This is a genomic window from Paenibacillus sp. J31TS4 (genome assembly GCF_018403265.1).
Lineage (GTDB): Bacteria > Bacillota > Bacilli > Paenibacillales > NBRC-103111 > J31TS4.
In genome coordinates, this window is the sequence record NZ_BOSI01000001.1 from 75,511 (window position 1) to 89,236 (window position 13,726).

The window sequence follows — 13,726 nt, forward strand, 5'->3', positions numbered from 1 at the left end:
GCAAGGACAGAGCCGGGCTCTGTCCTTTTTTTGTCCGCTCAGCTTTATCCAAAGAGGGTGTGGGCATACGAAGCATAACCAGCCGCCCACCATCCAGTTGCCCCCTTCAGAAGGCCGGCTTCCATAAATCCAGGCTGCGATACTGCACGGCCTCCGCCAGATGGGCGAGCTCGATCCGGGGGCTGTCTTCCAAGTCGGCGATGGTTCTGGCAATTTTGAGAATGCGGTCGTGGGCGCGCAGGGAGAGGCCGAGCGACCGGTAGGCCTCCTGCAGCAGCGCTTCCGCTTCCGCATGCAGCGGACAATGTTTGCGCAGCAGCCGTCCGTTCAGCTCTCCGTTGAACCGGCAGCCGGTTCCGGCATAGCGGGCCTTCTGCCTCTCCTGCGCTCGCTCCACCGCTTCCTTCATCTGTTCGGAACCGAGACTTGAGCTGCGCTCTCCCGCCTCCTGCGGAGCCAGGCGGGGCACCTCGATGTGCAGGTCGATCCGGTCGAGGAGCGGGCCGGACAGGCGGGTGCGGTACTGGGCGATCTTGTGCGGGGGACAAGTGCAGCCGGCACCGCTGTTGCCCGCATCGGAACCGTAATAGCCGCAGGGACACGGATTCATCGAGGCGGCCAGGACGAAGTGGGCCGGGAATGAATAGACGGCCCGGGTACGGCTGATCGTCACGTGGCGGTCCTCCAGCGGCTGACGGAGCACCTCGAGCGCATTCCGCGAGAATTCGGGGAACTCGTCAAGAAAGAGCACTCCCCGATGCGCGAGGCTCACCTCTCCCGGTTTCGGCACCGTGCCGCCTCCGATGAGGCCGCCCGCCGAGATGGTATGGTGGGGAGCGCGAAACGGCCGCTCCCGCACGAGCTGTCCGCGCGCCGCGAGCTTGCCTGACACACTATAGATCTTGGTCACCTCAAGTGCTTCCTGCTCCTCTAGAAACGGAAGAATGGTGGGCAGCCGGCGGATCAGCATCGTCTTGCCCGTCCCGGGCGGCCCGATCAGCATGATATTATGCATCCCCGCCGCCGCGAGGACAAGCGCCCGTTTCACATGCTGCTGTCCGAGCACGTCAGCGTAATCCAGCTGGCTGTCGTCAACGGATGCGGTAACAGCTCCGGGCGGTTGGGCGGCTCCGCCATCCGTCAGGAATGCGAACTCCTTCACGTCCTTTATTCTTAATGTCGTTAATTGAGGGAGATCCCTTAAGTGATTCAGCACATAGACCTCCACGTCCTTCAGCAGCAGCGCTTCGGCCGCATTGTCCGGATGGACGATGAGCTCGCGAAAGCCCGTTCGCTTCGCTTCCTCCGTCATGGGAAGGATGCCGGTGACCGGACGGACCTTGCCGTCGAGCGCCAGCTCGCCGAGCAGCACCTTGCCCTCGAGTAGAAGAGGGTTCATCTGCCCGCTGGTAACGAGAATCCCTGCGGCGATGGCCAGGTCGAAGCTGGAGCCTTCCTTTCGCATGCCGGCCGGCGCCAGATTGATCGTGATTCGCTCCATAGGGAAGGCAAACCCGCAGTTTTTGATGGCGGCGCGGACACGCTCCGCTGATTCCCGTACCGCCGGGTCGGGCAGGCCGACTAAGTTGACGAGCGGCAGGCCGTTCTGAATGTCGACCTCCACCTCGATCATCTGGCCGTCGATTCCGTGCACACATGCGCTGTTTACTTTTCCGAACATCTCAAAAAAGCCCCTCTCTGCTAGCGGCGCCAGAAGCCGTGCGGCCCCAGGCGAACGCGGAGAAAGGTGCTTCCTTATAACCGTTCCGCTCGATTGTCTTGTCGCGTTTTAGACGCTGTCTCCTGATAGCATTCGCCGTCTGCGGCCCGATTCCTTCCAGAACGAGTGCAATTGTTGCCGGGCCGCCCGGGTAAGTGCGGTTGTCAGGTTACATATGGAGATTCGACCTTTGCCGCCCGAGACTGCCCGGGACCTCATGGCTCCTGCTATTCGGATCTTTGTCGTCCGAATGGGTTCACGCCGTCGAGCAGGCAGCCCCTGCTAACTCACGGCTCTTACTATACCATGTAGGCCCTTGCCCCCGACCGTGCTTCCGCCGCCGTGCAGGCCGATCCTGCTAACTCACGGCTCCTACCACACCATTTCGGCCTTTTTGCCGCCCGACTGCGCCCGCCGACCAAGCAGGCCATCACGGAACCTGGCCTAGGTTCCGCCTCCCCGCGGGCCCTCGCTCTCATAGATTCCAGACCATGGGACATGCTATAGGCAGAGAAGGAGGATGAGCAATGGAAGACAAGCCGTATTATTGTCCGAACTGCCGGTCCAATCGGGTCAAGTTCAGTCTGATCTCGAGGACCAGCCAGTCGTTTGACAAAGACGCCGTGACCGGCTCGATTCTGGAGACGGACGAACCGGTTGCAATGCAAGCCGCCGAACCCGATATTGAATGTCGGGTGTGCGGCTTCGTGGGCAACGAGCAGCGTTTTGTCCGCCAGGCGGAGAGAGAGCCGCGGACACCGACTCTGTAACCGCTTGCCATTTTGATGGCATGATCATCGGCTTCATGCCCGAAATGGGCTCCTTCGGGAGCCCTTTCCGATTTATTGGAAGAAGTGCCAAAGTTTATTTCCCGCACAATAAAAAAATTCGCCAGTCTTCCCACACATCTCCTATTTTTCGCGTAAAAATTGTTCCGTTGCGAGGAAAAGGATAGGAATCTCGGTGAAAAAAGTGGTACAATGGATAAGGCTTGTCGAGTGATGCGGTGGGAAAGGGTGCGCGACATGCTTTTTGGCGTGAAAGCGGCCTGTCCCTCATGAACATGGGTTCTCGAAGCCCAATAGGCATAGAAAGTAACGACTGATAGGAGGAAGATTGAATGAATATCCATGAGTATCAAGGCAAAGAAGTCCTGAGACAATATGGAGTCAGCGTTCCGGAAGGCAAAGTCGCCTTCACCGTCGACGAAGCAGTCGAAGCGGCGAAAGAGCTCGGCACGCCCGTAGTTGTCGTCAAAGCGCAAATCCATGCCGGCGGACGCGGCAAAGCGGGTGGCGTGAAAGTTGCCAAAGGACTTGACGAGGTGCGTACATACGCCGAGCAAATCCTTGGCAAGGTACTGGTTACCCACCAGACCGGACCTGAGGGTAAGGAAGTCAAGCGCCTGCTCATCGAGCAGGGCTGCGATATCAAGAAAGAATACTATGTGGGCCTCGTCGTCGACCGTGCTACCGGCCGCGTCGTCATGATGGCATCGGAAGAAGGCGGCACGGAGATTGAAGAAGTGGCCGAGCATTCTCCGGAGAAAATCTTCAAGGAAGTCATTGATCCGGCCGTTGGTCTGCAGCCGTTCCAAGCGCGCAGACTCGCGTTCTCGATCAACATTCCTAAGGAACTCGTGAACAAAGCGGCGCAATTCATGCTCGCTCTCTATAAAGCATTCACCGAGAAAGACTGCTCGATCGCCGAGATCAACCCGCTCGTCGTAACCGGCGACGGCAACGTCATGGCACTCGACGCGAAGCTCAACTTCGATTCGAACGCGCTGTACCGCCACAAGGACATCCAAGCGCTCCGCGACCTGGACGAAGAAGACGAGAAAGAAATCGAAGCGTCCAAGTACGACCTCAGCTATATCGCCCTCGACGGCAATATCGGCTGCATGGTTAACGGGGCGGGCCTTGCTATGGCAACGATGGACATCATCAAGCATTACGGCGGCGACCCTGCCAACTTCCTCGACGTAGGGGGCGGCGCAACCAAGGAGAAGGTAACCGAAGCGTTCAAGATCATCCTCTCCGACAGCAAAGTTAAAGGGATCTTCGTCAACATCTTCGGCGGCATCATGCGCTGCGACATCATTGCAGACGGTGTCGTTGCGGCTGCCAAGGAACTGGGTCTGGACCGTCCGCTCGTCGTTCGCCTCGAAGGCACGAACGTCGACCTCGGCAAGAAGATTCTCAATGAATCCGGTCTGAACATCATCGCCGCCGACTCGATGGCCGATGGCGCTCAAAAGATCGTAGAACAAGTCAAAAACGCTTAAGCGGCGAAACATAGTAAAGGATGTGAAACGACGATGAGTATCTTGGTTAACAAAAATACAAAAGTCCTGACGTCCGGGATGACTGGTGCTACCGGTTTGTTTCATACCAAGGGCGGTCTCGAGTACGGCACACAAATGGTTGGCGGCGTAACGCCAGGTAAGGGCGGCACGACCGTAGACGTCCAGCTGGAGAACGGCGAAACCGTTCAGCTGCCGGTCTTCAATACGATCGCAGAGGGCAAAGCGGCAACGGGCGCGAACGCGCACGTTATCTATGTACCGCCGGCATTTGCGGCTGACGCCATCATGGAAGCCGTCGACGCGGAAATGGAGCTCGTCATCTGTATCACCGAGGGAATCCCGGTGCTTGACATGGTTAAGGTTAAGCGTTACATGGAAGGCAAGAATACTATCCTGATCGGACCGAACTGCCCGGGTGTCATTACTCCCGGCGAGTGCAAAATCGGCATCATGCCTGGTTACATCCATACCCCTGGCCATGTAGGCGTCGTTTCCCGCAGCGGAACCCTGACCTACGAAGCTGTTCACCAGTTGACGACCCGCGGGATCGGCCAGTCGTCGGCCGTAGGGATCGGCGGCGACCCGGTAAAAGGCTCGGAATTCATCGACATCCTCAAAATGTTCAATGAAGATCCGGACACCTACGCTGTCATCATGATCGGTGAAATCGGCGGCACCGCTGAGGAAGAAGCAGCGGAGTGGGTCAAGGCCAACATGACGAAGCCGGTTGTCGGCTTCATCGGCGGCAAAACCGCTCCGGCCGGCAAGCGCATGGGACATGCGGGCGCCATCATCTCCGGCGGCAAAGGAACGGCGACGGAGAAAGTGGCCACAATGGAACGCTGCGGCATTCGTGTAGCGGCGACTCCTTCCGAAATGGGCTCGACTCTTGTCAGCGTTCTGGAAGAAAAAGGCATGCTGGACAAGTGCATCACGAAAAAATAATAGCTTCATCTTGAAGGTAAGCAACCTTCTCTCGCTAACGCGGAGAAGGTTGCTTTTTTTTGCATACGGAGATAGGAAGAGGAGGAGACAAGTATGGGAATGGACAAACGGATGATTCTGCTCGCCCTGCAGGAGACGGCAGGCATCGGCTGGAAGACGATTCTGTGGCTGCTGGAGCGGTGCCGGTCGGTGGAAACGCTGTGTGAGGAGCTTGCCGAGGAGCCCGAACGGTTCGGGCTGCCGGAGGAGAAGCGGCGGCTGGCTTTGGAGGGGCTCGACGAAGAGCGTACGGCTGCGTGCTATGAGGCATATGCCGCCAGAGGCGTGGAGCTTGTGGCGATAGACGATCCGCTCTATCCGGAACTGCTGCGTCAGACGGCCCAGCCTCCCTGGCTGCTTTATGCCAAAGGCAGGGCGGAGCTGCTCGAAGCTCCCAAACTGGCGATCGTCGGCACGCGAACGCCGACCTCCTATGGAAGACGGACCTCGGAAGATCTCGCGAGGGAGCTGGCGGATGCAGGGCTCTGCATCGTGAGCGGGCTGGCAAAGGGGGTAGATGGCGCCGCGCATGCCGGAGGTCTTGCGGGCAGGGAGGGAACAATCGCAGTGCTTGGCACCCCGGTAGAGATCGTCTATCCGGCGGAGAACAGGAAGCTGTATGACCGGATGGCCGAAGAAGGGCTGCTCCTGTCCGAATATGCGGCCGGCACGCCCATGCACCCGGGGCTATTTCCTCAACGCAACCGGATCATCGCCGGCTTGTCGCTCGGCACGCTGGTGGTGGAGGCGGCTCTTCGCAGCGGCTCCCTCATTACGGCGGATCAGGCGTTGGAGGAGTCGCGGGACGTCTTCGCCATTCCGGGTCCCATCAGCTCGCCGAAGAGCCAGGGGACGCTCTCTCTGATCAAGCAGGGCGCCAAGCTGGTCACGCAGGCGGACGATATTTTGGAGGAATATCGCCACCTGTTGAACAGCCCCGCGCCGGCCGTCCGATCGAGAGGACGGGACCCCGAACCGCTTTCTCAGGAGGAAGAGCGCGTGTTGGAGCTGCTCAGCTTCGAGCCGGTCACGACTGACGAACTGCTGGCGAGGACGGAAAGTACGTTTGGACATTTGCATACAATTCTGTTATCTTTACTTATGAAAAAAAGGATCCAGCCATTGGCTGGCTCCGCTTATATCCGAATAGGAAACGATTGAACCTGATAAAGATACGTATAGAGACAACTTGAGGGAGGAAGATGCACATGGCCGATTCCTTAGTCATCGTGGAGTCACCCGCAAAAGCGAAAACCATCGGCAAGTACCTGGGCAGCAAATATATCGTCAAAGCATCCATGGGCCACATTCGTGATCTTCCTAAAAGCCAGATCGGCGTTGACGTAGAAAGCAATTTCGAACCAAGATATATAACGATTCGCGGGAAAGGCTCCGTCCTGAAGGAATTGAAGGACGCGAGCAAAAAAGTGAAAAAAGTTTATCTGGCGGCTGACCCTGACCGCGAAGGGGAAGCGATCGCCTGGCATCTGGCGCACTATCTGGAAGTAGAGGACACTGCGCCTTGCCGGGTCGTTTTCAACGAAATTACGAAGCAGGCGGTCAAGGATGCATTCAAGACGCCGCGGCCGATCAACATCGATCTGGTCAACGCTCAGCAGGCCCGGCGGATTCTGGACCGGCTCGTCGGCTACAAAATCAGCCCGCTGTTATGGAAGAAGGTCAAGAAGGGGTTGTCCGCGGGCCGGGTTCAATCGGTTGCGGTCAAGCTGATCAACGACCGGGAGAATGAGATCAAGGACTTCGTCCCGGAAGAGTACTGGTCGATTACGACTCTGCTGGAAGCGGAGGGCAGCCAGTTCGAGGCCAAGTTTTACGGCGTAGCCGGAGAGAAGACGGAGCTTCCTAACGAGGAGATCGTCAGCGGCATTTTGAAGCGGATCGAGAACGCTCCGTTTGTCGTTCAGGAGGTCAAGGAGAAGGAACGGCTGCGGAATCCGTCCGCGCCTTTCATTACCAGTACCCTTCAGCAGGAAGCTGCGCGCAAGCTGAATTTCCGCGCGTCCAAGACGATGTCGGTCGCCCAGCAGCTGTACGAGGGCATCGAGCTAGGCAAGGAAGGGACGGTTGGTCTCATTACATACATGAGAACCGACTCGACCCGGATCTCGCCGGTGGCGCAGGAGGAGGCCGCCGGATACATCGCCGGCAAGTACGGCAGCGAGTATGTGCCCGAATCTCCGCGTAATTATATGAAGAAAAAATCCGGCGCGCAGGATGCGCACGAGGCGGTCCGCCCGAGCTCCGTTCTGCGGGAGCCGGACAGCATCAAAGAATATTTGAGCCGGGACCAGTTCCGTCTCTACAAGCTGGTCTGGGAGCGGTTCGTGGCGAGCCAAATGGCTTCGGCTATCCTCGATACGATGACCGTCGACATTGCCGCCGACGACGTAGTTTTTCGTGCGGTAGGCTCCAAAGTCAAGTTTCCCGGCTTCATGAAAGTTTATATCGAAGGCAATGACGACGGGACGACCGAGGAGGACAAACTGCTTCCTCCGCTGAAGGAAGGCGCAAAGCTGAATCAGGTCTCCATCGAGCCGAAGCAGCACTTCACCCAGCCGCCTCCCCGGTACACGGAGGCAAGACTCGTTCGTACGCTCGAGGAGCGGGGCATCGGCCGGCCGAGTACTTACGCGCCGACGCTGGAGACGATCCAGAAGCGGGGCTACGTCGCTCTGGAAGAGAAGAAGTTCGTCCCGACCGAACTCGGCGAGCTGGTCATCGAGCTGATGGAGGAATTCTTCCCGGAAATTCTCGACGTGGAATTCACCGCGCATATGGAGGATGAACTCGACCAGGTGGAGGAAGGAACCGAGGATTGGGTGAAGGTGCTCGATTCGTTCTACCAGACATTCGAGAAGCGGCTTGAGGTGGCCGAGGAGGAAATGAAGGAAATCGAGATTCAGGACGAGGTCTCGGACGTCGTCTGCGAGAAGTGCGGCGAACAGATGGTCTACAAGATGGGCCGGTTCGGCAAGTTCCTCGCCTGCTCGGGCTTCCCCAACTGCCGCAATACGAAGCCGATCATCAAAGAAATCGGCGTGACCTGCCCGAAATGCAAGGAAGGTCAGGTCGTCGAGCGCAGGAGCAAGAAGGGACGCATCTTCTTCGGCTGCGACCGGTACCCGGAATGCGACTTCGTCTCCTGGGACCGCCCGGTCGATCGGCTGTGCCCGAACTGTGCGTCCATGCTCGTCCAGAAGAACACGAAGAACGGGCCGGTTATCCAGTGTGTGAATTGTGACTTCAAAGAAGAAGTACCGGAAAAAGAAGAAGCGCCGGAATAGGAAAGGCAATCTGGAATAGTGAGTGCAAACTGCGAAACTAAGACCAGCCGGGCTTGGTTTCGTCTTTTTGTTGATAGGAGGAACCATCATGACAACCCCTGCACAAGTAACCGTCATCGGAGCCGGCCTGGCCGGCAGCGAGGCCGCCTGGCAAATCGCACGCCAAGGCGTACCAGTCGTGCTGTACGAGATGCGGCCGGTCCGCAAAACGCCTGCGCACATTACCGATCAATTCGCCGAGCTCGTCTGCAGCAACTCGCTGCGGGCGAACGGCCTGACCAATGCCGTCGGAGTACTGAAGGAAGAGATGCGGATGCTGGATTCTCTCATTCTCGGCAGCGCCGACAAGCATGCAGTTCCAGCGGGAGGAGCACTGGCAGTCGACCGGGACGGCTTCTCCGGAGAGATTACCTCGCGGCTGCGGAACCACCCGCTGATCGAGGTGCGCAACGAAGAGATGACGGAGATTCCGGAGGGTATAACCGTCATCGCATCGGGCCCGCTGACGTCCCCCGATCTGTCAGCCAAGCTGAAGGCACTGATGGGGGAAGAATATCTGTATTTCTATGACGCGGCAGCCCCGATTCTAGAGAAGGATTCCATCGACATGGACAAGGTTTACGTCGCCTCCCGTTACGACAAAGGAGAAGCGGCCTACATCAATTGCCCGATGACGGAAGAAGAATTCCAAACCTTCTACGAAGCGCTTATCTCTGCAGAGGCCGCTCCGCTTAAAGAGTTTGAGAAAGAGATTTACTTCGAGGGCTGCATGCCGATCGAGGTGATGGCCAGTCGCGGTCGCCAGACGGTTCTGTTCGGACCGATGAAGCCGGTCGGCCTGGTCAACCCCCGCACAGGAGAGCTGCCTTACGCGGTCGTCCAGCTGCGGCAGGACAATGCGGCGGGAACGCTCTATAATCTGGTCGGCTTCCAGACGCATCTGAAGTGGGGGGAGCAAAAGCGCGTCTTCTCGCTCATTCCGGGACTGGAGAATGCGGAATTCGTCCGTTACGGTGTCATGCACCGCAATACGTTCCTCAATTCGCCGAAGCTTCTTAAGGATACTTATCAGTTCAAGGGCAATGATACGCTCTTCTTCGCGGGACAGATGACCGGTGTCGAAGGATATGTGGAATCGGCTGCTTCGGGTCTTATCGCTGGAATCAATGCCGGCCGTCTGGCAAAGGGAGAGGAATGCCTTACTTTCCCGGTGAACTCGACGCTCGGCAGCATGGCGCATTACATTACGACGGCGGACTTCCGCCATTTCCAGCCGATGAACGCAAACTTCGGATTGCTGCCTCCGCTTGAGGAGAAGATCCGGAACAAGAAGCTGAAGAACGAGAAGCTGGCAGAACGGGCGCTTGCCACGATCCGCGACTTTTCAGAAAAATTCAAGTTTTCAAACTTGTAAGACATTGTGCGGCTGTGATACGATTGAGCTGTTTGCAAGTAACGGATACCAAATAATGAAGGCGGTGGGAAGGCATGACCAACGACCAATGGATCGAAGCTTATCTTCAATATCTACAGGCGGAGAGGAATGCCTCCTCCCATACGCTGATCAACTATCGGAACGACCTTGAGCAGTTCGCCGCCTTCCTGAAGCAGAAGCAGGTGAGCCGGTTTGCCGAGGTGACTTATCTGCTCGTCCGCATGTATTTGGCCAAGCTGAACGAACAGGAGTACGCAAAGCGCAGCGTGTCCCGCAAGCTGTCCGCGTTGCGCTCTTTTTTTCTGTTTCTTGTCCGGGAGGGGGAGCTGGCGTCGAGCCCGTTTCAATTCATCCGGACGCCCAAGCAGGAGAAGAAGCTGCCGCAGTTTTTGTATGTTGCTCAGATGGAGGCACTGCTGAACGCTCCCGACCGGGAGACGCCGCTTGGCCTACGTGATCTGGCGTTGATGGAGCTTCTGTACGCCAGCGGGCTCCGGGTGAGCGAACTGACTGGCATGAACCTCTCTTCCATCGATCTGGACAATGGCATTGCGCTCGTGTTCGGCAAAGGGGCCAAGGAACGTTATGTGCCGGTCGGGGAACCGGCGGTACGCGCGATCCGGATGTATCTGGCGATTGCCCGTCCGCAGCTGGCGAAGAGTCCGGCGGAGCAGGCGATGTTCCTGAATGCGAGAGGGACCCGATTGACCGCACGGAGCGTCAGGAGAGTTCTGGACAAATACATAGACGGGCTGGCGGGCGTCGAGCATGTTACGCCACATACATTTCGGCATTCGTTCGCGACCCATATGATGGAGGCAGGAGCCGACCTCCGGACGGTACAGGAGCTTCTCGGCCACGTTAATCTGTCCACGACCCAGGTGTATACCCATATGACGAAGGATCACCTGCAAACGATTTATAACCAGGCGCATCCACGGGCTTGAGAGGCTCAGCTTTGCGGAATTCAGACAAGGGAAAATCGAAAAGAGAGATAAGGGAGGGGTTTTAGTGGAGCAGTTCCATGCGACAACGATATTCGCGATCCGGCACAAAGGCAAGGGAGCGATTGCGGGAGACGGCCAGGTCACCTTCGGCAACAACATGGTGATGAAGGGAACCGCCAAGAAAGTAAGAAGGCTGTACCGGGGACGCGTCGTGGCAGGCTTCGCCGGCTCGGTGGCCGATGCGATCACCTTGTTCGAGAAGTTCGAAGGGAAGCTGGAGGAGCATCACGGCAATCTGATGCGCGCCGCTGTCGAGCTGGCGAAGGATTGGCGGTCCGACCGAGTGCTTCGTCGTCTAGAGGCGATGTTGATCGTCATGGACGCTTCGACGCTACTCCTGATCTCGGGTAACGGCGAAATCATCGAGCCGGACGACGGCATTCTGGCAATCGGCTCAGGCGGCAGCTTCGCGCTTGCCGCGGGGCGGGCTCTGCATCGTTATGCGCCGGAGATGGAGGCCAAGCAAATCGCCAAGGCGGCGCTCGAGATGGCGGCGGACATTTGCGTGTTCACCAACCATAACATTATTGTAGAGGAAATTGAGTAAGCTAAGCCGCCAGCCGGCCGGCCAACATTCCGAGGAGGGTTGACATGACGAAATCGGCCTTTACCCCTAAACAAATCGTAGCAGAACTCGATAAATATATTGTAGGACAGACGAAAGCGAAGAAATCGGTAGCCGTCGCGCTTCGCAACCGGTACCGCCGGACGCTATTGGACGAAGCGATCCGCGATGAAGTGGTGCCGAAAAACATCCTCATGATCGGTCCGACGGGCGTCGGCAAGACGGAGATCGCCCGCCGGATGGCGAAGCTGGTGAACGCGCCGTTCGTTAAGGTAGAAGCGACCAAGTATACCGAAGTCGGCTATGTTGGTCGGGATGTGGAAGCAATGGTGCGCGATCTCGTGGAGACCTCCATCCGCATGGTCAAAGCCGAGAAGACCGAATCGTTGAAGGAGAAGGCCGAGAAGGCGGCAAACGAGAGAATCGTTGCCCTGCTCGCACCGTCGCCTGTGCGCAAGGGAAACCAGCGCAACCCGTTCGAGATGCTGTTCGGCGGCCAGGGACAGCAGCCTCAGGAGGAGGAGACCGTAAACGATTCGGCTACGGAAGCGAAGCGTGCCCAGATACGCGAGCAGCTTGCGGCTGGCAAGCTGGAAAACGAGCTCATTGAGGTGGAAGTCGAGGATCATGCGCCTAACATGCTCGACATGCTGTCGGGTCAGGGCAACGAGCAGATGGGCATGAACATGCAGGAGCTATTCGGCAGTTTCCTGCCCAAGAAAACGAAGAAGAGGAAGCTCTCCGTCAAGGAAGCGCGCAAGGTGCTGACGCAGGATGAAGCGCAGAAGCTGATGGACATGGACGAAGTGGTCCAGGAAGCGGTGAAGAGAGCGGAGCAGACCGGCATCATCTTCATCGACGAGATTGACAAGATAGCAAGCAGCGGCAAAGGCGGCGGTCCGGACGTGTCGCGGGAGGGCGTGCAGCGCGATATTCTGCCGATCGTGGAAGGGTCCACAATTATGACCAAATACGGTCCCGTCCATACGGATTATATATTGTTCATCGCCGCCGGAGCCTTTCATATATCGAAGCCTTCCGATCTGATCCCCGAGCTGCAGGGCCGTTTCCCTATTCGGGTGGAACTCAGCAATCTGACACTGGACGATTTCGTGCGCATTCTGACTGAGCCCGAGAACGCCCTAACCAAGCAGTATACCGCTCTCTTGGAGACCGAGGGGACCACCATTTCGTTCACCGATGAGGCGATTCGGGAAATTGCCGCGATTGCGGTCGAGGTCAATCAGAATACGGACAATATCGGAGCTAGACGGCTGCATACGATTTTGGAGAAGCTGCTCGAGGATCTGTCTTACGAGGCGTCGGACATCAACCTCGAGCATCTGGCTATCTCCCCCGAATACGTGCGGGAGAAGCTTGCGGAAATCGTAAAGGACCGGGATTTGAGCCAATACATTCTTTAAAGAGTTCATGTTTGATGGAGGCAATCGAATAATGGAGTTATTAACCAAGACGAGAAAATTAAACCGGCTGCTGCAGCAAGCGGCCGGTAAGGCAGTCAGCTTTATGGAGATGGCGGAGGTGCTGCGCGACGTGGTGCAGGCGGACGTGTATGTCGTCAGCCGCCGCGGCAAAATCCTCGGCTTTTCCACAAGCGGCAGCTATGCTTCGGAAGCGCTCCAGCGGGTTGTTCACGAGGACCATCGCTTCCCGGCGGAGTTCAACGCGCTATTGCTCAAGATCGAAGAGACCTCTTCGACGGACGGTCCGGACAGCCCTTACCGGTTTTACATTGACCAGATCGAGCAGAAGTTCGAGCATAACTACGTGACGGTTGTCCCGATCGTGGGCGGACGCGACCGGCTCGGTTCGCTCGTGCTGACCCGGCGGGAAGAATCGTTTAAGGACGATGATTTCCTGCTGGCCGAATACGGCTCGACCGTTGTCGGCATGGAGATTTTGAAGGAGCGGGCGGAGGAGAACGAGCTGCAAGCCCGGAGTAAAGCTATCGTCGAGGTGGCGATCGCCTCGCTTTCTTACAGCGAGCTGGAGGCGGTTGAACATATTTTTGAAGAACTGAAGGGCAAGGAAGGCCTTCTCGTGGCCAGCAAGATTGCCGACCGGGTAGGCATTACCCGCTCCGTAATTGTGAATGCGCTCCGCAAGCTCGAAAGCGCCGGCGTCATCGAAACCAGGTCTTTGGGCATGAAGGGAACGTATATTCGTATTTTGAACGAGCAGTTAATGATTGGCCTCGATAAGTCAAAAGTTTAGAAAGCTTTCATAATTTAACAATCCGTTTCCAGGATTGAACAGTAAATTGCTCCTATCTTACAAAAGATAGGGCTTTTTTCTTATTGTGTTCAGGGGGAAATTTCCTCAATATTAGAGTTGCTTATTCTCGTTGATTTGACATATTTTTCATGCAATTATTAGATTCA

General features: G+C 57.1%; 11 protein-coding genes. 10 read left to right on the forward strand and 1 reads right to left on the reverse strand.

Annotated features, from left to right (window positions below):
* Positions 1 to 106: 106 nt before the first annotated feature.
* The gene (locus KJS47_RS00375) at positions 107 to 1,681 is read right to left on the reverse strand and encodes a YifB family Mg chelatase-like AAA ATPase (RefSeq protein ID WP_213521800.1); all 1,575 of its coding nucleotides are present in this window, start codon (positions 1,679 to 1,681) and stop codon (positions 107 to 109) included.
* 566 nt (positions 1,682 to 2,247) lie between these two features.
* Between KJS47_RS00375 and KJS47_RS00380 the strand changes: the two genes are divergently transcribed.
* The 10 genes from KJS47_RS00380 to codY all read left to right on the forward strand — a co-directional run bounded on the left by KJS47_RS00380 (position 2,248) and on the right by codY (position 13,559).
* The gene (locus KJS47_RS00380) at positions 2,248 to 2,490 is read left to right on the forward strand and encodes a hypothetical protein (RefSeq protein ID WP_213521802.1); all 243 of its coding nucleotides are present in this window, start codon (positions 2,248 to 2,250) and stop codon (positions 2,488 to 2,490) included.
* A gap of 350 nt (positions 2,491 to 2,840) precedes the next feature.
* Positions 2,841 to 4,007, forward strand: coding sequence for an ADP-forming succinate--CoA ligase subunit beta (sucC, locus tag KJS47_RS00385; RefSeq protein ID WP_213521804.1), 1,167 nt, complete (start codon positions 2,841 to 2,843; stop codon positions 4,005 to 4,007).
* Between the two features lie 33 nt (positions 4,008 to 4,040).
* Positions 4,041 to 4,973 (forward strand): succinate--CoA ligase subunit alpha, encoded by a 933-nt coding sequence (gene sucD, locus KJS47_RS00390; RefSeq protein WP_213521806.1) that lies wholly within the window; start codon positions 4,041 to 4,043, stop codon positions 4,971 to 4,973.
* Between the two features lie 93 nt (positions 4,974 to 5,066).
* Positions 5,067 to 6,173, forward strand: a complete 1,107-nt coding sequence (gene dprA, locus KJS47_RS00395) for a DNA-processing protein DprA (protein ID WP_306432998.1) — start codon at positions 5,067 to 5,069, stop codon at positions 6,171 to 6,173.
* A gap of 47 nt (positions 6,174 to 6,220) precedes the next feature.
* Entirely contained in the window at positions 6,221 to 8,317 is a 2,097-nt protein-coding gene (gene topA / locus KJS47_RS00400) for a type I DNA topoisomerase (protein WP_213521808.1), read from the forward strand.
* Between the two features lie 88 nt (positions 8,318 to 8,405).
* A complete protein-coding gene (gene trmFO / locus KJS47_RS00405; RefSeq protein WP_213521810.1) occupies positions 8,406 to 9,731 on the forward strand; it encodes an FADH(2)-oxidizing methylenetetrahydrofolate--tRNA-(uracil(54)-C(5))-methyltransferase TrmFO in 1,326 nt (441 codons plus the stop codon).
* Between the two features lie 74 nt (positions 9,732 to 9,805).
* Positions 9,806 to 10,699 (forward strand): tyrosine recombinase XerC, encoded by an 894-nt coding sequence (xerC, locus tag KJS47_RS00410; RefSeq protein WP_213521812.1) that lies wholly within the window; start codon positions 9,806 to 9,808, stop codon positions 10,697 to 10,699.
* 64 nt (positions 10,700 to 10,763) lie between these two features.
* Positions 10,764 to 11,306, forward strand: a complete 543-nt coding sequence (gene hslV, locus KJS47_RS00415; RefSeq protein WP_213521814.1) for an ATP-dependent protease subunit HslV — start codon at positions 10,764 to 10,766, stop codon at positions 11,304 to 11,306.
* A 44-nt stretch (positions 11,307 to 11,350) separates the two neighbouring features.
* Positions 11,351 to 12,748: an ATP-dependent protease ATPase subunit HslU gene (hslU, locus tag KJS47_RS00420; protein ID WP_213521816.1), complete on the forward strand. Its 1,398-nt coding sequence runs from the start codon at positions 11,351 to 11,353 to the stop codon at positions 12,746 to 12,748.
* 31 nt (positions 12,749 to 12,779) lie between these two features.
* Positions 12,780 to 13,559, forward strand: coding sequence for a GTP-sensing pleiotropic transcriptional regulator CodY (gene codY / locus KJS47_RS00425; RefSeq protein WP_213521818.1), 780 nt, complete (start codon positions 12,780 to 12,782; stop codon positions 13,557 to 13,559).
* The last annotated feature ends 167 nt before the right edge of the window (positions 13,560 to 13,726 follow it).